Raw genomic sequence first — 21120 nt, 5'->3', positions numbered from 1 at the left:
CTTCGACCTGCTGCTCGTGCTGCGTCAGAGCGGTCCAAGCGGCCGCGACGGCGACCACAACGCTCATGACCTGGGACAGGTTAAGCGAGGGCAGCTCCGGAAACTTGACATCTTAGCACAATCTTCGATCACGCCGCGCGAGTGCTCAGAAAATTAGCATCGGTGCCCGCCGGAGCGGGCGAATGCTGTCAACACGTGGACGGCCCGCCCATGGACCGCGCCGCTCCAGAATGCTATCTCGCCACCCCACATGAGTGACCTGTCCATTACGATCTCCGCCGAAAAGCCGGGCGACGCGCAGGCGATCGAGCGGCTGCATGAGCGCACCTTCGGCCCCGGCCGCTTCGTGCTGAGCGCCTACCGCTTACGCGAGCATGTCGATCATCTGCTCGCATTGTCGTTCACCGCTCATATCGGCACTTTGCTGGTCGGCTCGGTGCGGCAACTGCCGATCTGCGTCGGCGACACCAAGGCGCTGATGCTCGGGCCGCTGACGGTCGAGCCGCCGTTCCGCAAGCACGGCATCGGCCGCATGCTGATGGAGCGCTCGGTCGCGGACGCGCGGGCGCAGGGCCACCGCTTGATACTGCTGGTCGGGGACGCGGCCTACTACACGCGCGTCGGCTTCAAGCCGGTGCCGAAGGGCAGGGCGATCATGCCGGGACCGGTGGACTACAACCGGCTGCTGGTGAACGAGCTGATCGAGGGCGCGTTCGAGGGCGTCGAGGGCGCGATCCGGCCCGATTGGGATTACGCGAAGTAGGTCGAGAGGAAGCTCGCACGGCGTGCACGGTGCGCTCCCTCTCCCCGTTCTTCACGGGGAGAGGGTTGGGGTGAGGGGCAGCCACACGCACAAACCTCGCGGAGAGTCCCCCTCACCCGGATTGCATCTGGCGATGCAATCCGACCTCTCCCCGCAAGCGGGGCGAGGTGAGGACCTCGCACTCAAAACTTCAGATTGGCGAAGATCCGCACGCCGATGCCGGGCAGCAGCACCTCGTCCTTGGTGTAGGACACGGAGTTGCGGATCTTCTCGTTCAACAGGTTGTTGCCGACCATGCCGACCAGCATCTCGCGCGCGCCGAACATGTTCGGGTTGAGCTTGGTCCGGTAGCTGACCTCGGCCTTGAGCAGGTTGTAGCCTGGCGTCGGCGTCTCCGCGATCGGCGCGATATCGTTCTGCGCGAAGGCGTGCAGCAGATTGATGCGGGTCAGCCAGTTGGCGTCGCGCCAGAACAGGCCGCCGCCGACGCGCATTGGCGGAATCCGCGGCACATTGGTGCCGTCCGCGAAGGTGGCGCGGACGACGTCGAACTGGTTCTCGATGCCCCAGATGCCGCTGCCGAGTTGAGCCACATCGAACTGGCTCTGGAACTCGAAGCCGCGGAACAGCGCGTTGCGCTGCGAGTAGACCGCCTGGTTCAGCTCGGTGCCGGTGGTGCCGCAGGACGCAAAATCGTCGCCGCACATCACGCCGGTCAGCCGCCGATAGATGAAGTTGCTGAACTGCGTGTAGTAGGCGGTGGCCTCGAAGCGGAAAGGGCCGTTGGCCTTGCGCAGTCCGGCCTCGACGGTTTTGGCCGTCTCGATGGTCAGGTTCGGATTGCCGATGTCGAAGGTTGCGGTCGCATCATGGCCGCCGCGCGAGAACAGCTCGGCTGGCTTCGGCGCGCGCTCGACATATTGCGCGGTGACGCTCGCCACGAGATCGCCCGGCAGGTTCTGCAACAGGCCGACGCTCGCGCTCTTCGGCGTGTACGACGGATTGCGGGCGATGTTGGCCTGTGGCGTGCCGTCCGGCAGATAGTCGACCGGGAAGTTCGGCGTGGAGCCGTTCAATGAGACGTGCTCGATGCGGGCTGCGACCTGCGCCTTGGTCGCCGGTGTGAAGGCGAACTCGTTGAAGACGTAGCCGGCGACGCGGTTGTTGGTGTTGGGGCCGAACAGTCCGTTGAACACCGAGCCGGGATTGTCGGGGCTCGGCGCATTCAGCTCCTGGTGTCCGGCCTGCACGCCGTAGGCGGTCGTGAGCGTCGCGAAGCGCAGATTGACGGGCATCATCTGCATCTCGACGCGCGCTTCCTGCTCGCGATTGGTGAAGGTCTGCCGCACGCCGTCGGTGGTCGGATCGGTGACATCGGCGAGACCGATCTCGTTGTGCCGATAGTCGGTCGCACCGGCCCAGAAGCGGATGGCATCGATCGCCGCGGAGTCCGGGCGGTACTCGCCCTTGGCGGTGATCTTGGTCTGGTGCGCGTCGATCCGGGTCCGGCTGTCGGCGCCGTCGATGCCGGGGATATGGTAGAGCGCATCGGTCTGCGTGATCGCAGCGCCGACGAAGCCGCCTGAGAAGAAGTAGCTGCCGCCGAGCGAGGCGCCGTCGTTCTGCACGGCCGAGTTCGGCTGCCGGCCGTTCACCGGGCGGGTCTGGTCGAACAGATAGGGGTAGCCGGGAATGGAGTAGTCGCCGGTCTTGCGGCCGTAGGCATCGGCATGGACAGCGAAATTGCCGCTGCCGGCATCGAGCAGCACGCCGCCCTCGACGCCGCGGTCGACCGAGCTGAACGAGGTGCGCGTTTCCGCGGTGACGCAAGGCGCGCTGCCCACGGCCGGCGCGCTCGCCGGCAGGCCATAGGTTTGGAACGGCGCTGCCGAACAGGTCGGCACCGCATTGGGAATGCGGTTGTTGGTGGCGCTCACGACGCCGCCGATCGAGGTCGAGCCGTAGCGCAGCGCCGCGGGGCCGCGGACGACCTCGATCTGGTCGCTGGTGAGCGGATCGATCGGCACGAAATGATCTTCGCCGAGATCGGACGCACCGCCGCCGCCGATGCCGTTCTCGACGATGCCGACGCGGTTGACGTCGAGGCCGCGGATGATCGGCCGGCTCGATGCGCCCGGCGCGAAGCTCGAGCCGGTGATGCCCGGCTTGGAATTCAGGAGATCGCCGAGCGTTGCCGCGCCGGAGCGGCGCAGCTCCTCGTTCGGCACCACCGTGACGGTCGCGAACTGGTCGGTGATGATGGGCGTCACGCCCTGCTGCGGCGGGGGCGGCGCGGTCTGTGCCTCGCGCGCGGGCGCCGGCGTGCGTGGGCCGCTGCGCGCCACGCGCGCGGTGGGATTGGGCCGCGGCACCACCGGCTTGCGGGCACGGATCGGGCTCGGTGCGGTCACTGTGACCTCGGGCAGTTCGGCCGCCGGCTTCGCCGGATCGTCAGCGCGCGCGGGCGCACCCAAAACGCACAACAAGGCTGCGGCGCTGCAGCCCGACATCAAGGCTCTCGACAACATCTTTCAATTCCTGATCCTGATCAGGCGTCCCACGTCTTTCGTTGCTGGCGGGATGCGCCTGCCGTCGGGTTGCGACGGACCCATTCCTGCACGCGGCCGCCGTGCGCTCGCGCAGCGGGGCAGCGTTTCGAGCGGCTCAGATCAGGCGGTGGGAGGAGCGCGCGGCTGGAAGGCGGTGTCGACGACGACGGCCGCGACAGTGGCGGTGATCGCATCGGGCAGCCGGAATGCGACCGCTTCAGGAGGCGTCAGAACGGGCGCCGGTGACAGCAGGATCGACTGCGCCATCGCCATGACGGCGCAGATGGCGCAGCCGTCAGCGGATGGCTGCTGGTCGGGGTCCTGGCTTGCGGGAGAGGAGCCGGTATGGGCCTGCGCCGTCGTGAGACGGCCGCCGTCCAGCGCCTGCGCGGAGAGCCAATGAACGTGGCCGAACGCGAGCGCGAATTGCAGCACCAGCGCAAACAGCGCCAGCCGCGAGACATCCTTGATGTTCGCGCGAAACCAGCTCATCGCCAGCTCTGGCTCATGTAAATCGGCCTCATGTGAATAGGCCACCCCGTTCGGCTGGGAGGATGATCAGCCGTTGTTACAATGTAACATCGCAAGGGGGCTTCCCACCTGTCAATCAGCGCACTGCGACGGCGGGTGGAATCCCCGTCGCTGTGCCCTTCGCGCCACGTCGCACGAGGCGGTGGCGCGTGCTCGTGTCGTTGTGTCAGCGACCCTCGCGCACCCAGGTGGCGGCGAGCGCGCCGAGCAGCAGCAACAGGCCGATCACGCCGGCGAACATCGGCAGCACGCCGACGCCCTTGACGACGCTGGCGTCGCGCATCCGCACGCCCATCCAGCCGTCGCCGCTGAACAGCGTCGATGACCTGACGGGGACGATGCGCGGCATGTCGATGCCGGATCCGTCGGCGATGCGGCGGGCGTCGCCGCCGGTGGCCTGTGCCAGCGGCTTCAGCGTCTCGGTGGTCGAAGTGACCTCGGAGAATTCCTTCGGATTGGTCGGGCCGACATTGATGAGCGCCTTCAAGGTGCCGTCCGTGGCCTGCCACAGGCCGAGCTCGTTGGCCGGCAAGGTCGCGCGCCATTCGCCGGGATCGCCCTGGCTCAACGTCAGCTCACGCGTCTGGCCGGACGGCGAAGTCACGGTGACCGGCGGCACGGTGTCGCCCATGGTCTGGCGGATGACGGCGAGATCCTTGCCCTGGATCTGGAGTCGCAGCGCCTCCTCATCCAGGTCAGGCTGCTGCATCAGCCAGTGCGACGTGCGTCGGAGCAGGTCGAGATGCGGACCGCCGCCCTCGTAGCCGCGCGCCCACAGCCAGATGTGGTCGGATAGCAGCAGCGCGACGCGGCCGGCGCCGAAGCGCGACAGCAGCAAGAGCGGCTTGCCGTCGGCGCCGGTCATCACCGGCGGGCTGACCGCATTGCGCGTCTCGACGGTGCGGAAGAAGCGGCTCCAGCGCGGCGGCTCGGAGCCCGAGCCTTCGAGGCCGCGCGTCACCGGATGCCGTTTGCCGGCGTCGGACAGATGCGCATAGAAGGGCTTCTCGGTGACGCCAACCGGCTCGGCGGGCAGCACCGAGTCGAGCGGTGTGCGCCAGATGCTGGTGTTGGAGGCGTAGTCCGGGCCGGCCGAGACCAGCACCGCGCCGCCATTGCGCACGTAGCGCGCGATGTTGTCGAAATAGGCGACCGGCAGCACGCCCTGGCGGGCATAGCGGTCGAAGATGATCAGCTGGAATTCGTTAATCTTCTGCTGAAACAGCTCGCGGGTCGGAAACGCGATCAGCGACAGCTCGTTGATCGGGGTGCCGTCCTGCTTCTCCGGTGGCCGGAGGATCGTGAAGTGGACGAGATCGATGCTGGCGTCTGACTTCAACAGGTTGCGCCAGGTACGCTCGCCCGAATGCGGCTCGCCCGACACCAGCAGCACGCGCAGCTTGTCGCGGACGCCATCGATCGAGACCACCGCGCGGTTGTTGACGAGGGTCAGCTCGTTGTCGAGCGGCGAGGCTTCGATCTCGACGATGTTCTGACCTTCGTGCTTGACGTCGACGTCGACATTGGCAGCCTGGCCGCTGGTCAAGGTGCGCTCGCTGATGACCTCGCCGTCGCGGCGGATCACGACCTTCGCGCTGGCGCCCGCGATGCCCTGATCATCGAGCCGGAAGCTGATGGTCTGGGGCTGGCCGACGATGCCGAAACGAGGGGCCGCGGTGATCGCGACGCGGCGGTCACGCTCGGCCTTCTGGCCCGTGATCAGGGCCTGCAGCGGAGCCTGGAAGCCGAGCGCGGCGAGGTTGCCGGGAATGTCGTGCACGCGGCCATCAGTGATCATGAAGGCGCCCGCGACCCGATCGACGGGGACGTCCGACAGGGCCGATGTCAGCGCGCTGAACAGATGCGTGCCGTCGGTCTCGCCGTCGGCCTGGCCGGCATCGACCACGCGGACCTCGAGGCCCTTGATCTTCTTCAGGCTGTCGACCAGCGACTCCTGGGCCGCCTGGGTCTGCTTGTTGCGGTCACCGAAATTCTGGCTCGGGCTCTTGTCGACCACGACGGCGGCGACCGAGCTCAGCGGCTCGCGGTCCTCGCGCGTGAACTGCGGATTGGCCAGCGCGAGCGCGATCAAGGCCAGCGCGGTGACGCGGATCCAGGCCGAACGCGAGCGGCCGAGCAACAGCAGCGCCGCGATGACGACGATCGCGCCGATCGCAAGCCACAGCACGACCGGCGGGACCAGAGGTGTGAACGCGATGCCGTAGTTCATGAGGCAAACTCGCTGGCTTCGTCATGGCCGGGCTTGTCCCGGCCATCCACGTCGAGCCGCATGAAAGGTTGGACGTGGATGCCCGGGCCTTCGCCGCGCCGAAGCGGCTTCGGCCGCGCAGGCGGGACAAGCCCGGGCATGATGGTGGAGGTTTTGGCGCGATCAACGCGCATAACTGGCATCATTGCCCGAGCCGTTCGATCAGCGCCGGTGCGTGCACCTGATCAGCCTTGTAGTTGCCGGTCAGCGTGTACATCACGATGTTGACGCCGGCGCGGAAGGCGAATTCGCGCTGCCGCGGCTCGCCCGGAACCATCGGCAGCATGGCCTGGCCGTCGGGGCGGATGGCCCAGGCACCGGCCAGATCGTTGGAGGTGATGATGATCGGCGAGACACCGTCGCCGCCGCGCGCCGGGCGCGAGGCGCTGTCCTCGTCCTCGTCCTTCGGCAGCGCCTCGACCCAGGTCTGTCCTGTGGTGAAGCGGCCGGGGAAGTCGCGCAGCAGGTAGAACGTCTTGGTCAGCACGTGCTCGCGTGGCACCGGCTCGAGCTCGGGCACATCGAGCGACGACAGGATCTCGCGCAGCGACTGCATGCCCGGGGTCTGCTGCGCGCCGTTCTCGCCGGGGGGCGCCTCGACCGCGTCGCGGGTATCGAAGATCACCGTGCCGCCCTGCTTCATGTAGGCATCGATCTTGTTGATCGCGTCCTGCGGCGGCTTCGGCACGCCCGGCACGATCGGCCAGTAGATCAGCGGGAAGAAGGCAAGCTCGTCATGGGCGGGATCGACGCCGACGGGATCGCCGGCTTCGAGCGCCGTCCGCTGCGCCAGGAACAAGGTCAGTCCGGTCAGCCCGGCCTTGACGATGGAATCGACGTCGGCATTGCCGGTCACGACATAGGCAAGCCGCGTCTGCGACACTGCGCGCATCGCGAAATCATCGCTTGCCGCATCGGCGCGCGCGGTGGTCGGCATTGCGACGGCGAGCAGGGCGCCGGTTGCAAGCACCGCAAGCGCGATGGACGCGGGTGCTGCACGTCGCCGCCGTGCGAGCGAGGCCAGCGCGCCGCCGAGGAGAGCGACGATGACCGCGTCGATCAGGAAAAGCAGCAGTGCGGTCGACAGCAGGATGCCCCGGAGATCGCGCGGCTCGGCGGTGGTGTAGCTGGCGCGGTTGGCGCGCAGCGCCGACGTGTCGAGCTGAAGAATGCGATCGGCGGGGCTCAGCGTGTTCACTGCGGTGGGTCCCTCGGCTGGGCCATAGAATCCGGGCGGATGATCCAGCGAAGCCCGGTCGTTGAAATCGGCCGGCAGCGGCTTGGCGGTCGAAGGCGGCGGTCCGAAGGCGCCGAAGCCGTCGAGGATGTGCAGCGGTGCCAGCGTGGCCTTGGCGGTCTCGCCGGCGGGACCCGGTCCCGGCGTCGAGGTGTAGCCGGACATGTCGACGATGCGGCGGAGCATCTCGACCATCGCGCCGGACATCGGCAGATCGGACCAGCGCATGTCTGCGCTGACGTGGAACAGCGCGATCAGGCCTTTGCCGCGATGCTCGCCGGTGACGAGCGGCGTGCCGTCCTCCAGCGATGCCCAGCTCTTGGTCGCCAGCACGGCGTCGGGCTCGGCGAGGACCTGGCGGTTGACGGTGACGTCCCTCGGGACAGTGATGCCGGCGAACGGGCCGTCGGCGGCGAACGCGGCCAGGTGCTGCGGCTTCTCCCAGGTCAGGCTGCCGCCGAGCGTGCGGCCGCCGCGGCGCAGCTTGACCGGCACGAGATCGTCGTCGCCTTGCGCGAGGCGCGGTCCGGCGAAACGGACCAGCACGCCGCCGTTCTCGATCCAGCCATTGAGCCGGTCGCGCAGCTCCGGAGACAGCGTGCCGACATCGGCCATCACGATCATCGGCACCTTCTGATCGAGGAATTGCGTGATGACCTGCTGCGGCGCACCGCGGTCGCCGAGCCGGAGATCGGCGAACGGCGACAGCGCGCGGGTGAGGTAGAAGGTCGGGGCGAGCAGCGGCTGCGCGGTGTCGCTGGTGGCGCCGGAGACGATGCCGACGGCGCGGCGGCGCCAGCGCTTGTCGAGCAGCTGTACGGCTCCAGCCGAGCGCTCGCCCGCGATCTCCAGCCGCGTGATGTCGTTGCGCAGCTCGACCGGCAGGTCGAAGCTCGCCTCGGCGTCGTGCGCGCCGGCGGCGAAGCTGAATTGTGCCTCGCCGAGCGGCGAGCCCTTGGCATCGAGCGCGCGGACGATGCCGCTGGGAACGGAGAGATCGGCGCGCAGCACCTTCACGGTCATCTTGGCGGCGGCGTTCTCGGCACCGGCGAGCGCCAGCGGCGAGGGCGTGCCGCCCTCGAACACGGTCAGGCTTCGGTCGCCGATGGTCTTGGCGAGACCGGTCACGAATTCGCTGCCGCGGCCGGGATCGACGCCGTCTGAGAACCACATGATTTCGGCATCGCCGGTCGCTTTCAGGAAGCGATCGAGCTGCGGCAGCGCATCGGCGCGCTCGGTCGTGAAGGCCTTGGGCGTGATCTGGCGCAGCGCGACGCGCGCCGCGCCGGCCGGCATCAAGGTGAGGTCACGCGCGGGCTCCGACAGCGGCAGCAGCGCGACGCCGCGGCGGTCGGCATCGGCATTGGCGATGATCTCGTCGGCGGCCCTGATGCGGGTGTCCCAGCTTGCGGCCGCGCTCCAGCTGTCGTCGAGCAGCAGCACCAGCGGCGCCTTGCTGCCGACGGCCTCGGTGCGCGGATTCCAGATCGGGCCGGCCGCGGCGAAGATCACGAGCGCCGCCGCGATCAGCCGCAGCAGGGTCAGCCACCACGGCGAGCGCGACGGTGTCTCTTCCTTGGGCGTGATGTCGAACAGCAGGCGGGTCGGCGGAAACTCGATCCGGCGCGGCCGCGGCGGCATCACCCGCAGCAGCCACCACAGCACCGGCAGGCTGACGAGGCCGGTCAGCAGCAGCGGTTCGGCGAACGACAGCGGCAGGCCCATCATGCGCCGAGCCCTCCGGGGCCAGCGCCCACTTTGACGCCGCCGCGCGCGCCGACCTTCGCGGTCGTCATGCCGGCGTGCAGGAATAGCAGCAGCTCGGCGGCCGAGCGGCTGGTGGTGTGGGTGGTGAACAGCCAGTCGAGCCTGCCGGTTTCGGCGCGGATCTGGTCGCGATGCAGCGCCACGCGGGCGATGTAGTCCTGCGCCCAGCTCTCGGCGCGGCCGGCGGTGATCACCTCGCCGCCTTCCGGCTCGACGAACTCGACGCGGCCGGAATAGGGGAAGGTCTCCTCGGCGGGATCGACCACCTGCACCATCGTGCCGTGTGCGCCGGATGCGGACAGGCCGGCCAGCATGGTGCTGATCTCCGAGATCGGCGACCAGAAGTCGGACAGCACGACGATCTCGGCGAGCGCCGAGGGGACGAAGGAGGGCGGCAGGCTGGGCCGCGCCGTCTCATCGTGCAGCATCGCCTGCGCGATGCGGTCGATCACGTTGCGGCTCGCGGTCGGATTGATCAGGCCGGGAATACCGACGCGTTCGCCGCCGGCGACCAGCAGTTCGGCCAGGGCGAAGGTCACGATCAGGGCGCGCTCGAGCTTGCTGTCGCGCGCGCCCTTCGACGCGAAGGCCATCGAGGGCGAGCGGTCCGGCCAGATCCACACCGTGTGCGCCGCCTCCCATTCCTGCTCGCGGACATAGAGATGGTCGTCGCGCGCAGAGCGGCGCCAGTCGACGCGCTGCGACGGCTCGCCGGAAACGAAGCGGCGATATTGCCAGAAGCTTTCGCCGGAGCCGGCACGCCGCCGTCCATGCAGGCCGTGGATCACGTTGGCGGCGATCTGGCGCGCTTCCAGCACCAGCCGCGGCAGTGATGCCGCGAGCGTTCGGCTTTCGCCATCGGCACGCCGTATCGCGAGAATCTCCTTGTCGGCGTGCCCTGTCGCTGCGGCCATCAGCCAATCCGGCTCTTCAGTTGCCGGATCACGTCCGGAATGGTGCGTCCCTCGGCGCGCGCCGGGAAGGTCAGCGCCATGCGGTGCTTCAGCACGGGCTCGGCGAGATCGAGCACGTCGTCGATCGAGGGCGCGAGGCGGCCGTCGAGCAGCGCGCGCGCGCGCACCGCGAGCATCAGCGATTGGCTGGCGCGCGGACCGGGGCCCCAGGCGATCAGCTTGCCGGCCTCGCCGGCCTCCGGACCGGGGCGCGCCGAGCGGACCAGCGACAGGATCGCCTCGACGACGGAATCGCCGACCGGCAGCCGCCGCACCAGCCGCTGCGCCGCAATCAGTGCGTCCGCCGTCATCGCGCCCTTGGCGGCACTCTCCTCGGCGCCGGTGGTCTCGAACAGGATGCGGCGCTCGGCGTCGCGATCCGGATAGTCGACGTCGATCTCCATCAGGAAGCGGTCGAGCTGCGCCTCGGGCAACGGATAGGTTCCTTCCTGCTCGAGCGGATTCTGGGTCGCGAGCACGTGGAAGGGCTTGGGCAGGTCATGACGGGCGCCTGCAACGGTGATGTGCTGCTCCTGCATGGCTTGCAGCAAGGCCGACTGCGTGCGCGGGCTGGCGCGGTTGATCTCGTCCGCCATCAGAAGCTGCGCGAACACCGGGCCGGCGATGAAGCGGAACGAGCGCTTGCCGCCGGCGCTCTCGTCCAGCACCTCGGCGCCGAGGATGTCCGACGGCATCAGGTCCGGCGTGAACTGGATGCGCTTGGCATCGAGGCCGAGCGTGACGCCCAGGGTCTCGACCAGCTTGGTCTTGGCAAGGCCGGGGACGCCGATCAGCAGCGCGTGGCCGCCGGACAGGATGGTCACCAGCGTGTTCTCCACGACGCGGTCCTGGCCGAAGATGACGCTGGAAATCGCATCCTTTGCCGCTCGGATCTGGCCGGAGACCTGTTCGGCCGACCGGACGATCGCATCCTCGAGCTTCTCGGCACTCTCAGCCATTCCCGTCGCTCCTTCTGCCCCGCGTCTTCGACTTTCGGACGGACGTTCCGCTCCAGTTTGCCGGGGAAGCGGATGCCAATCTATGCGAAGGCGCTGTATTCGTTGAGTTAAACTATCCCCATATTATCGGCATTACGGGGTATTGACGGCATCACGTTATGGCGACCTTACCTGACCTGCAGGGCCGCCAGGAACTTTTGCACAGACGACAGCGATGGAATCTTGCACCAATCGTGCCAAGGTGGACGCAAACTCAAGGCAAACCATGGCGAAGCAAGGGCAGACCACCGACAGCGGACTCGACACCGCCAACGGACTCGATCGGCTGACGTCGGCGGCAACGCAGGCCGGCACGTCCGCAAAGGGACTGCCGCCGGTGCATTTGTGGAATCCGCCATTCTGCGGCGATCTCGACATGCGAATCGCCGGTGATGGTAGCTGGTACTACATGGGCACGCCAATCGGGCGGCCGGCGCTCGTGCGGCTGTTCTCGACCATCCTCAAGCGTGAAGGTGACCGCTATTTCCTGGTCACGCCGGTGGAGAAGGTCGGCATCCGCGTCGATGACGCCCCCTTCACGGCCGTAGAAATGCGGACCGAGAGCGATGCGCGCGGGCCGCTGCTGCATTTCCGCACCAATGTCGACGACTGGGTCGCGTGCGATGCCGAGCACCGGCTGCGCTTCGAGCCCGGCGACAGCGGCGGCCTGACGCCCTATCTGCATGTGCGGGCCGATCTCTGGGCCAAGGTGACGCGGGCGCTGTACTACGAGCTTGTTGACATGGGCGAGGAGCGGATGATCGATGGGCGTGTCATGTTCGGCGTGGGGTCCGGCGGCGCGTTCTTCCCCATGGCCGATGCAGAAGAGGTGAGGGCGGCGCTTTGAACCAGCCCATGGTGAGGAACGGGGCCGCCGCTGTGGTCAATTCAGCGGATTTCTTCGCGCGGGGCCGCGCGCGGCTGGGCTTCGACGTTCCGCAGGCCCTGCTCGATCCCGATGTCATTCCGGCCAGCGGAGATTCCGGCACCGACCGCATGCTCGAGATCATCTCCCGCGAGCAGCCGATCCGCCCCGCGGCAGTGCTGATCCCGGTGGTCGACCATCCCGAGCCGACGGTCCTGTTGACCCAGCGCTCGCCGAACCTCTCGAGCCATGCCGGACAAATCGCCTTTCCCGGCGGCAAGATCGACGTCACCGATGCCTCGCCGCTCGATGCCGCCCTGCGCGAGGCCGAGGAGGAGGTCGGGCTCGACCGCAGCTTCGTCGACCCGATCGGCTATCTCGACGTCTACGGCACCGCGTTCGGCTTCCGCATCCTGCCCACGGTGGCGCGGGTGCGGCCCGGATTCACGCTCAAGATCAACGCCGGCGAGGTCGACGACGCCTTCGAGGTGCCGCTGGCCTTCCTGATGGACCCCGCCAATCATCAGCTGCATTCCAAGGAGTTTCGCGGCATGGAGCGCTCGTATTACGCGATGCCGTTCGCCGAGCGCTACATATGGGGCGCCACAGCCGGCATCCTTCGGGTCTTGTACGAACGGATATGTCGGCCATGATCCGTGGCGTGTTGACGGAAATCGGAATTTTCCTCATTCCTTTTGCGGTTTATGTGTTGTTCTTGCTCGCGACCAAATCGGGGCTGTTGGTGCCGGCCAGCTGGCCCTTTCATCTGATCACAAAATTGACGGTGGCGGCGCTGGTGTTGGTGATTGCAAGTCTGGTCCTGCTCGCCGAGTTCTCCGGCGCGCCGCCGCGTTCGACCTACGTCCCCGCTCATGTCGAGAACGGCAGGCTCGTTCCAGGGGTCGAGAAATGATCGACGCGCGGGTGCTGCACGCGCCCTGGCTCTCGTCCGGTCCCGCCGCGCGCGTGCTCGCGCTGCTCAATTGCGACGGAGAGGAGGCGCGGGTGGTCGGCGGCGCCGTGCGCAATGCGCTGCTCGGCATCGCCATCGGCGACATCGACATCGCGACCACGGCGCTGCCGGCGGAGGTGGTCCGGCGTGCCAAGGCGGCGTCGATCAAGAGCGTTCCGACCGGCATCGACCACGGCACCGTGACCCTCGTGCTCGAGGGGCATCCGTTCGAGGTCACGACGCTGCGCGAGGATACCGAGACCTTCGGCCGCAAGGCCAAAGTCGAGTTCGGCCGCGACTGGGTCGGCGACGCGCACCGGCGCGACTTCACCATCAACGCGCTCTCCGTCGGGCCGGACGGCGTGGTGCATGATCACGTCGGCGGTCTCGCCGACATCGCCCAACGCCGCGTGCGCTTCATCGGCGATCCCGCCCAGCGCATCGCCGAGGATTACTTACGCATCCTGCGCTTCTTCCGCATCCATGCGGCATTCGGGCATGGCGCCCCTGATCGCGAGGGCTATCTGGCCTGCATCGCCGGCCGTGGCGGGCTTGCGACGCTGTCAGCCGAGCGCGTGCGCATGGAGATGCTGAAGCTGCTCGTCACCGACGGCGCGGTCGGCGCCGTCGCGGCGATGGCGGATGGCGGGTTGCTGACGGCGATCCTCGGCGGCGTCGCCTATCTCGGTCCGTTCGCCGCGATGATCGGCATCGAGCGCGAGCTGGAGCTGCCGCCGAGCGCGGTCCGCCGTCTTGCCGCGCTCGCGGTCGCCGTGACCGAGGATGCGCGCCGGCTCGGCGTCAGGCTGAAGCTCTCCAATGCCGAGACCAAGGCGCTCGACGGCATGGGCCATCGCTGGTGGCGGTTCGCTTCCGCCGACGAGGCGCGGGTCCGGCGTCTGCTGTATCGTCTCGGCGAGACCGTCTACCGCGACCGCCTGATGCTCGGCTGGGCGCGGGCGCGCGATCGCGGCGACCGGCGATGGCGCGAGCGTGCGCTGTTGCCGCAGCGCTTCACGCCGCCGAAATTGCCGTTGAAGGCGGCCGATTTCATCGCGCGCGGGGTTGCGGAGGGACCGCTTCTTGGTCATGTGCTCACCCTCGCAGAGGATGCCTGGTTGGCTGCGGACTTTCCGCTCGACGAGGCATCGCTGAACGCGATCGCCGACCAGGCGGCGGCGCGCGTCAATCGCGACGGACGTTCATGAATTTTCTGGCAGGCTTTGCCGACATCTCGCTCTCGCAACTCCTGCTCGTCGCCGCCGTCGCCCTGTTCGCTTCCATCATCGGCGGTCTTGCCGGCTACGGCACCGGCGCTCTCATGCCGCTCGTACTGGTGCCGATGGTCGGCGCCGAACCGGTAGTGCCGATCATCGCGATCTCCGCGATCCTCACCAACCTCAGCCGTGTCGTTGCCTATATCAGCCACGCCGACCGTGCGCGCGCCGGAATCGTCATCGCGGCGGCAGCGCTCACGACCGCGCTCGGCGCCTACGGCTACACGCGACTGACCAATGCCGGCGCGGCGTTCGTGATCGGCACGATGCTCATGATGAGCGTTCCGCTGCGGCGGATCCTGCGCAAGCGCGAGGTCCGGATCGGCAATGGCGGGCTTGCCGCTGGCGCGGTCGGTTATGGCGTGCTGGTCGGCGGCACCTCTGGTTCCGGCGTCATCCTGCTGTCGCTGCTGATGGCCGCGGGCCTGGAAGGCGCCGCGGTCATCGCCACCGATGCGATGATCTCGGTGGCGACGGGCGTCATCAAGATCTCGGTGTTCGGCCTCGCAGGCGTGGTCACGGCGCAGGTGCTGGCCTTCGCCCTGCTGATCGGCGCGGTCGCGGTGCCCGGCGCGTTCCTCGCCAAGGCCTTCGTCGCCCGCATGCCGGTGCACATCCACGCCGCCATCCTCGACGCCGCCGTGATCACCGGCGGCGGCGTGATGATCGCGTCGGCGCTGCGACACCTGCTGCCGGCGGAGTAGCTTTCCGGCGTCAGGCCACCTGCTGGCCCGTCTCCCGATCGGATGGCGTGATGGTGTCGGTCTCCGCACGTGCCACGATGGCATCGAGCGCGGCGACGGCCCGGTTCGTCACCTCGTCGATCGGCGGGACCATGCCGCCGGAGGCGAGCTCGACCCGGTTGCGGCCCTTGTGCTTGGCGCGGTACAGCGCGCCGTCGGCGACGCGCAGGATCTCCGTCAGGTCGAGGCCGGCCTCGGGATAGGCGGCGACGCCGACCGAGATCGTCACTCGCGGCAGCATGCCCTCGCCATAGCTGATGTTGAGCGCCTCGACGCGGGCGCGCAGCTCCTCCGCGCGCAGCGCGGCCTCCTCGATTCCGCAGTTCGGCAGCATGACGACGAACTCCTCGCCGCCGAGGCGGCAGGGCACGTCGTCGCCGCGGAACGTGGCCTTGAGGATCTCTCCGACATGGCGCAGCACGGTGTCGCCGGCTTCGTGACCGTGATTGTCGTTGAACGATTTGAAGTGGTCGATGTCCAAGGTCACCACGCTCAGCGGCGTCTGATTGCGCGCGGCGCGCAGCAGTTCGCGGCGTGCCGTCTCGATCAGATAGCGGCGATTGTTCAGCCCGGTCAGCGTATCGCGTAGCGACTGGTCACGCAGGCCTTCGCGCAGCTTCATGTTGGCGATGGCAATCGACAGGTGCTCGGCGCAGGCGAGCGCGAGACGAGCCCGATCGGCGAAGCGCGCCTTGGCCTCGGCCGCGGTGTCGCGGTCGTCGAAATTGTAGGCGACGTGCAGCAGTCCGACGGTCTCGCCATGGGCCAGGATCGGGATGCAGCAGTAGTTCTCATTGGTCTCGTGGTGCACGTGGTCGCAGCGGAATTCGACCTCGCTCGTGCCATGGACGTAGACATGGCCGCGGCGCAGGCTCCAGCAATCGTCGGGGTGCAGGGTCCGGGTGGGCAGCGTGCCGTTCCATTCGGCGGCCAGTTCGAGCACGTCGCGGCTGTCGGCGTAGATGTAGAGCGCGCCCGTGCATTCCGGCATCAGTCCGCCGAGCACGGTCGAGATCATTCCGTAGAGCTCGCTCTCGGACTTGGCCGACTGCAGCCATTCGCTGAGCTCCGAGAGGGTTCGTGTCGCCGCGTTCAGGCGTTCGTTCTCGACCAGGCTCTTGCGGAACACGGCCAGCGCCCGCGCCATCATGCCGAGCTCGTTGCTGTGGCCGGCATAGGGAATCTCGGTCTGCAGCTCGCCCCTGGCGATCGCCTCCATGCTGCGGGTGATGCGGAAGATCGGCATCGAGACATCGTGGACGACGAACAGCAGCGTCGCCAGCCCGATCAGCACGCTGACGCCGTTGACCGACCACAGCACCAGGCGAAACACCTGGGCATCCAGCGTCGCGCTCTCGATCGCGCTGTCGGCGCGATGGTCGGCGAGCCTGATGCCGTGTCCGATTGCATCGACCACGGCCTGGAAGACCGGCGGCGTTTCGATGTTGACGACATGCTCCAGGCGGTCGCGGCTCGCCCCGACCTCCGGCTCGAGCATCACCGCCTGCTGCTTCTGGTACAGGTCCCATTTGTTGACGAACTCGTCGAACGCCATCTTCAACGGCGCGTCGGTGCCGATCGTGTCCTGGAAGCGCGCGATCTTCGCATCGACGTCGGTGGTGCGGCGTCTCAGCTCCTGCTCGGACGCGGCGCGTGGCTCGGCCGCGGTGGAGAGGGCTGCGCGGATCGCGACGAGATGGGTGTGGGCGATGCTGACGTTGAGATCACCCAGGGTGTGAATCTTCGGCAGCCGGTCGCGGTTGATGGTCTCGATCGCGTCCTGCAGCGCCGACAGCCGCATCGTCGCCATGACCGACACGCCGGCGAGGATCGCCAGCAGCAGGAAGACGGACGTCAGGAGCGAGTTCTTGATCGACACGCCCAGGGAGATCTGCGGCAGATTGAGAGCCATGACACCGACGCTGCTCGAACCGGCTTGAGATCGGTCGAAGCGGCGCGCAAGGACTGGCGCCTATTCCCCTCCAAGCCCCGCAGCGAATAGACGCTTGTGCGAATTTCGATTCGGTTACGGGCAGGCCGCAGGTCACTGGGGGAGGGCACGAACGGCGCGCGCGGTTAAAGGCGCGTGTCCCGTCAAGGTGAACGACGGGCTAACGCTCAGGCCGGCACCAGCTCGGTCAGCGAGCGGATGATGCGGTCGGGCTTGACGTCGGTGCCTTCGGGCAGGCCGTCGCCATGGACGTCGATCCAGATCGAGTAGATGCCGAGCCGCTGCGGCGCGACGATCTCCCATTCGAGATTGTCGCCGATCATCCAGGTGTCGTCCGGACCGACGCCGAGCCGCTCCATCGCGTGCCAATAGGCGCGCTCCTCGGGCTTGCCGAAGCCGTGCTCGCCCTCGATCTGGATGTGGTCGAAGCGATGCGCCAGCGCGAAGCGCTCGATCTTGGCGCGCTGCTGGCCGGCCTCGCCGTTGGTGACGAGCGCCAGCCTGACGCCGCGCGCCTTGAACGCGTCGATCGCCTCGTGGGCGCCGGGGAAGACGAACATCTGCTCGTCGCGGTAGGCGGTGAAGCGGTCGGCGATGCGGATCGCGAGCTCGGTCGGCAGGGCGGCGCCGGCGCTGGTCAGCGCCGCGAAGCCGCCCTTCACCACCTCCTGCCGCGCCTGGATCAGCTTCATCCGCCACTCCGCGCCCGCGACCGACCAGAAGCTGCGCGCGGAGGCCAGGATCGCAGCGGCCACGGCCTGCGGCGTATGCGGCGCGAGTTCGTCGGCGAACTCGGTGGCGACGATGTTCCAGGCGATCTCGGGACGGCCATAGGCCGACAGGATGGTGTCATCCATGTCGATCAGCATGGCGCGGGGCAGGGCGGCGGTCATAATGAGCTTACGGGTCAATCAAACAAGGGTTTCAGGGCCATTTCACTTCAGGCGGCATCGACGACAGAATGGACTCCACATTGCCACCGGTTTTCAGCCCAAATGTGGTGCCGCGGTCATAAAGCAGGTTGAATTCCACATAGCGCCCGCGCCGGATCAGCTGCTCCTCGCGGTCCGCCTCGGTCCAGGGCGCGGCGAAATTGCGCCGGACCAGCTCGGGATAGATGGCGAGAAAGGCGCGGCCGACGTCCTGGGTGAAGGCCAGGTCGGCCTCCCAGTCGCCGGAATCGTGATGGTCGTAGAAGATGCCGCCGATGCCGCGCGGCTCCTTGCGGTGGGGCAGGTAGAAGTACTCGTCGCACCAGCGCTTGTACTTGTCATAGGAGGCGACAGCCGCGTGTGCGTCGCAGGCACCTTTCATCGCGGCGTGGAAGGCGAGCGTGTCATGGTCCTCCTGGGTGCGGCGGCGGTCCAGCACCGGCGTCAGATCGGCGCCGCCGCCGAACCAGGCTTTTGTCGTGACGACGAAGCGCGTGTTCATGTGCACCGCCGGCACGTGCGGCGACCACAGATGCGCGATCAGCGAGATGCCGGAGGCCCAGAACCGCGGGTCTTCCGAGGCGCCGGGAATCTGGCTGCGGAATTCCGGGGCGAACTCGCCATGCACGGTCGAGCAGTGCACGCCGACCTTCTCGAACAGCCGGCCGTGCATCATGCTCATGACGCCGCCGCCGCCATGCCCGCCGCCATGGTCGGTGCGCTCCCACGGCGTGCGCACGAACCGGCTCGGTGCGCGCGGATAGAGCGCAGCCGGCGCCTCGTCCTCGAGCCGCTCGAACGCCGCGCAGATCTGGTCGCGCAGGCTCTCGAACCAGGCGCGGGCGCGGGCCTTGCGATCCTCGATGGCGGCGATGGTCATGGACGCTCCCCCCTGGCACATTGGCGGTCACCCCGCCGTCAAGAGTCCATGACAGCCGGAGGTGACAGTGCTGTTGTCGCTACGGTTCGGTCCTACCACAATCGATCAGGCCTGCGGACCGAAATAGGTGCAGGTCTCGCGGCAGCTGTCGCGGTGGACGCTGACCTTGGTGACATGGCCGATGGAGCGGACGCGCTCATAGATGAAGCGCGACAGGTTCTCCAGCGTCGGCAGCCCGATCGCCTCGATCTTGTTCAGGAACTTGTGGTCGAGCATGGTCTGGATCTCGCCCAGGCGCTGCGTCAGCACGCCGAAATCCACCACCATGCCGGTCTCGGGATTGGTCGCATCGCCCCGCACCGTCACCTCGGCGCGGAAGGAGTGGCCGTGGATCTCCTGGCTGGCTTCGCCGAGCGTCGTGATCGGCAGCGTATGCGCGGCCTCGAAGGTGAACGACTTGGTCAATTCCCACATCGTGTCAGTCACAATCCTATCTGATGCCGATCATCTTGTGCGTCTGCAGGCTGAGCCGCCATTGCGGATGATGCTGGCAGTAATCGATGGCGCGCGCCGTGTTCGCGGCCGCCTCGGGCCCGTCCATCGGCTGCAGCGAGAAGCGCTCGAAGGCGAGGCCGTCGAACCGCTCCGGCTCGGCTCCCTGCTGCGGATAGACCAGCTTCAGCTCGTGGCCCTGCCGCAGGTTCAGCTCGGCGCCGGCCTTCGGGCTGACGCAGATCCAGTCGATCCCGTCAGGCGGAATGAGCGTACCGTTGGTTTCGACCCCGACCGCGAAGCCGCGGGCGTGGAGCGCTTCGATCAGGTCGGCATCGACCTGCAGCAGCGGCTCCCCGCCGGTGAGGATCGTATAGCGGTCGGCCGCCCCGCCTGTCCATTGCCCGGCGATGGCCGCGGCCAGGTCGGCGGCATTGGCGTAACGGCCGCCTAGCGTGCCGTCGGTGCCGACGAAATCGGTGTCACAGAACCGGCACGTCGCGGTTGCGCGGTCGGCCTCGCGGCCGCTCCACAGGTTGCAGCCGGCGAAGCGGCAGAACACGGCGGCACGGCCCGCCTGGGCGCCTTCGCCCTGCAGGGTCATGAAGATTTCCTTCACCGCGTAGCTCACGCTCCGGCTCCTTGTGACTGCAATTGGACGAATTGTCCGGTCTGGCGCAGCGCCTCGCCGGTGGCGATCGCCGCCGCCATCGCCACGTTCAGCGAGCGCAGTCCGGGCTTGAGCGGAATCCGCAACCGCGCATCGGCCGCTGCCGCCACGCCGTCCGGCACGCCGGCGCTCTCGCGCCCGAGCAGCAGGATGTCGTCCGGCCGGTAGCTGACGTCGAGATAGCAGGTCGCGGCCCTGGTCGTCAGCAGCAGCAGGCGATGGCCCGCTCCGGACCGCCAGGCCTCGAACGCGCTCCAGGAATCGTGCCGCCGCCAATTCAGCTGGTCCAGATAGTCCATGCCGGCGCGGCGGAACTGGCGGTCGGACACCGGAAAGCCCGCCGGCTCGATGATGTGGGCCGCGAGCCCGAGGCAGGCGCAGAGGCGCAGAATCGTTCCGGTGTTCTGCGGAATGTCGGGCTGATAGAGCGCGATCTGCATGCGAATTGGTCTTAAGACTGAGGCTGAAAGTCCGCTTCGGAAGCGGGAATTGGTGCATGGCGTGCTGCAGGGCCGATAGCGGGCTTGCGCTCGTATCGCAAGGGTGCCAATAGAACGATTCTGGACGGCTTGTTCCCCAGGGGCGGTGGAGCGAGCCGTTTTCTGCCGCCGCGGGGGACGCGGGCGCCGGCAGGATCTCCCGGTCACGTGATCTCCCAGGTCGAGATCGTCAGACGTCGAGCGGGGCGGTTCCACCGGCTGCAACGAAGAAAGGGTTGGAATCGTGACAGCGTCTACTGCGGATCATCCGACACGCCGGGATTTTCTTTTCGTCGCCACGGGCGCTACCGCGGCAGTCGGCGGTGTGCTCGCCCTGTGGCCCTTCATCTCCCAGATGAACCCCGATGCCTCGACCATCGCGGCCGGTGCGCCGATCGAGGTCGATCTCGCGCCCGTCGCCGAAGGACAGGACATCAAGGTGTTCTGGCGCGGCAAGCCGATCTACATCTCCCACCGCACCAAGAAGCAGGTCGAGGAAGTGCGCGCGGTGCCGGTGTCGAGCCTGCCGGATCCGGCGACCGACCAGTCCCGCACCAAGGACGGCCACGAGCAGTGGCTGGTCGTGATCGGCATCTGCACCCATCTCGGCTGCATCCCGATCGCGCATGAAGGCAATTACGACGGCTTCTTCTGCCCGTGCCACGGCTCGCAGTACGACGCTTCCGGCCGCGTGCGCCAGGGACCGGCGCCGCTCAACCTTCCCGTCCCGCCCTATCAGTTCGTTTCCGACACCAAGATCCAGATCGGCTGAGCAGACGTTTGTCTTGAGCTCACGCTCGATCGTGCAAGAT

At 67.8% G+C, this 21120-nt stretch carries 19 protein-coding genes; 7 read left to right on the top strand and 12 right to left on the bottom strand.

The window, feature by feature from the left end; all coding sequences use genetic code 11:
- The first annotated feature begins 250 nt into the window (after window positions 1-250).
- Window positions 251-763 (top strand): GNAT family N-acetyltransferase, encoded by a 513-nt coding sequence (locus ACQR1F_RS11300; protein ID WP_434845376.1) that lies wholly within the window; start codon window positions 251-253, stop codon window positions 761-763.
- 182 nt (window positions 764-945) lie between these two features.
- Here ACQR1F_RS11300 and ACQR1F_RS11295 read toward each other — a convergent pair whose 3' ends face one another.
- The 6 genes from ACQR1F_RS11295 to ACQR1F_RS11270 form a co-directional block, all read right to left on the bottom strand.
- Entirely contained in the window at window positions 946-3273 is a 2328-nt protein-coding gene (locus ACQR1F_RS11295) for a TonB-dependent receptor domain-containing protein (RefSeq protein ID WP_434913147.1), read from the bottom strand.
- Between the two features lie 159 nt (window positions 3274-3432).
- Window positions 3433-3804, bottom strand: coding sequence for a DUF2946 family protein (locus ACQR1F_RS11290; RefSeq protein WP_316178114.1), 372 nt, complete (start codon window positions 3802-3804; stop codon window positions 3433-3435).
- 205 nt (window positions 3805-4009) lie between these two features.
- The gene (locus ACQR1F_RS11285) at window positions 4010-6073 is read right to left on the bottom strand and encodes a hypothetical protein (RefSeq protein WP_434913033.1); all 2064 of its coding nucleotides are present in this window, start codon (window positions 6071-6073) and stop codon (window positions 4010-4012) included.
- A 181-nt stretch (window positions 6074-6254) separates the two neighbouring features.
- Complete coding sequence (locus tag ACQR1F_RS11280) at window positions 6255-9077, bottom strand: DUF4159 domain-containing protein (protein WP_434913032.1); 2823 nt, start codon at window positions 9075-9077, stop codon at window positions 6255-6257.
- Window positions 9074-10030, bottom strand: coding sequence for a DUF58 domain-containing protein (locus tag ACQR1F_RS11275; RefSeq protein ID WP_434913031.1), 957 nt, complete (start codon window positions 10028-10030; stop codon window positions 9074-9076). Before ACQR1F_RS11275 ends, ACQR1F_RS11280 begins: the two co-directional genes overlap by 4 nt.
- Window positions 10030-11028, bottom strand: coding sequence for an AAA family ATPase (locus ACQR1F_RS11270; RefSeq protein WP_315802772.1), 999 nt, complete (start codon window positions 11026-11028; stop codon window positions 10030-10032). Before ACQR1F_RS11270 ends, ACQR1F_RS11275 begins: the two co-directional genes overlap by 1 nt.
- 265 nt (window positions 11029-11293) lie before the next feature.
- Here ACQR1F_RS11270 and ACQR1F_RS11265 point away from each other — a divergent pair, with 265 nt between their 5' ends.
- The 5 genes from ACQR1F_RS11265 to ACQR1F_RS11245 are packed head-to-tail and all read left to right on the top strand — an operon-like array spanning window position 11294 to window position 14865.
- Window positions 11294-11914, top strand: a complete 621-nt coding sequence (locus ACQR1F_RS11265; protein ID WP_434913030.1) for a DUF1285 domain-containing protein — start codon at window positions 11294-11296, stop codon at window positions 11912-11914.
- Window positions 11915-11922: 8 nt separating this feature from the next.
- A complete protein-coding gene (locus tag ACQR1F_RS11260; protein ID WP_315802774.1) occupies window positions 11923-12585 on the top strand; it encodes a CoA pyrophosphatase in 663 nt (220 codons plus the stop codon).
- Complete coding sequence (locus ACQR1F_RS11255; RefSeq protein ID WP_315802775.1) at window positions 12582-12845, top strand: DUF6111 family protein; 264 nt, start codon at window positions 12582-12584, stop codon at window positions 12843-12845. Before ACQR1F_RS11260 ends, ACQR1F_RS11255 begins: the two co-directional genes overlap by 4 nt.
- Window positions 12842-14092, top strand: coding sequence for a CCA tRNA nucleotidyltransferase (locus tag ACQR1F_RS11250; protein WP_315802776.1), 1251 nt, complete (start codon window positions 12842-12844; stop codon window positions 14090-14092). Before ACQR1F_RS11255 ends, ACQR1F_RS11250 begins: the two co-directional genes overlap by 4 nt.
- Window positions 14089-14865, top strand: a complete 777-nt coding sequence (locus ACQR1F_RS11245) for a TSUP family transporter (protein WP_434882530.1) — start codon at window positions 14089-14091, stop codon at window positions 14863-14865. The genes ACQR1F_RS11250 and ACQR1F_RS11245 overlap by 4 nt, the downstream gene beginning before the upstream one ends.
- A gap of 10 nt (window positions 14866-14875) precedes the next feature.
- Here ACQR1F_RS11245 and ACQR1F_RS11240 read toward each other — a convergent pair whose 3' ends face one another.
- From ACQR1F_RS11240 to ACQR1F_RS11215, 6 genes are all read right to left on the bottom strand, one after another.
- Entirely contained in the window at window positions 14876-16816 is a 1941-nt protein-coding gene (locus ACQR1F_RS11240) for a diguanylate cyclase (protein WP_434913029.1), read from the bottom strand.
- A gap of 206 nt (window positions 16817-17022) precedes the next feature.
- Window positions 17023-17748: an HAD family hydrolase gene (locus tag ACQR1F_RS11235; RefSeq protein ID WP_316178143.1), complete on the bottom strand. Its 726-nt coding sequence runs from the start codon at window positions 17746-17748 to the stop codon at window positions 17023-17025.
- Between the two features lie 31 nt (window positions 17749-17779).
- Complete coding sequence (gene hemF / locus ACQR1F_RS11230) at window positions 17780-18667, bottom strand: oxygen-dependent coproporphyrinogen oxidase (protein WP_434913028.1); 888 nt, start codon at window positions 18665-18667, stop codon at window positions 17780-17782.
- A 105-nt stretch (window positions 18668-18772) separates the two neighbouring features.
- Entirely contained in the window at window positions 18773-19141 is a 369-nt protein-coding gene (locus ACQR1F_RS11225; protein ID WP_315802876.1) for a 6-pyruvoyl trahydropterin synthase family protein, read from the bottom strand.
- 16 nt (window positions 19142-19157) lie between these two features.
- Window positions 19158-19790 carry a 7-carboxy-7-deazaguanine synthase gene (gene queE, locus ACQR1F_RS11220; protein WP_315802781.1) on the bottom strand — a complete coding sequence of 211 codons (633 nt, stop codon included), beginning with the start codon at window positions 19788-19790 and terminating at the stop codon, window positions 19158-19160.
- On the bottom strand, window positions 19787-20269 hold the full coding sequence (locus ACQR1F_RS11215; protein ID WP_316178147.1) for a tRNA (cytidine(34)-2'-O)-methyltransferase: 483 nt from the start codon (window positions 20267-20269) through the stop codon (window positions 19787-19789). The genes queE and ACQR1F_RS11215 overlap by 4 nt, the downstream gene beginning before the upstream one ends.
- Window positions 20270-20549: 280 nt before the next feature.
- Between ACQR1F_RS11215 and petA the strand changes: the two genes are divergently transcribed.
- Window positions 20550-21080 (top strand): ubiquinol-cytochrome c reductase iron-sulfur subunit, encoded by a 531-nt coding sequence (gene petA / locus ACQR1F_RS11210; protein ID WP_315802877.1) that lies wholly within the window; start codon window positions 20550-20552, stop codon window positions 21078-21080.
- Window positions 21081-21120: the final 40 nt, after the last annotated feature.

This window comes from Bradyrhizobium sp. HKCCYLS3013 (assembly GCF_051167615.1).
Classification (GTDB): domain Bacteria; phylum Pseudomonadota; class Alphaproteobacteria; order Rhizobiales; family Xanthobacteraceae; genus Bradyrhizobium.
The sequence above is the reverse complement of the archived record's forward strand: the minus strand, read 5'-3'. Positions and strand labels throughout refer to the sequence as shown.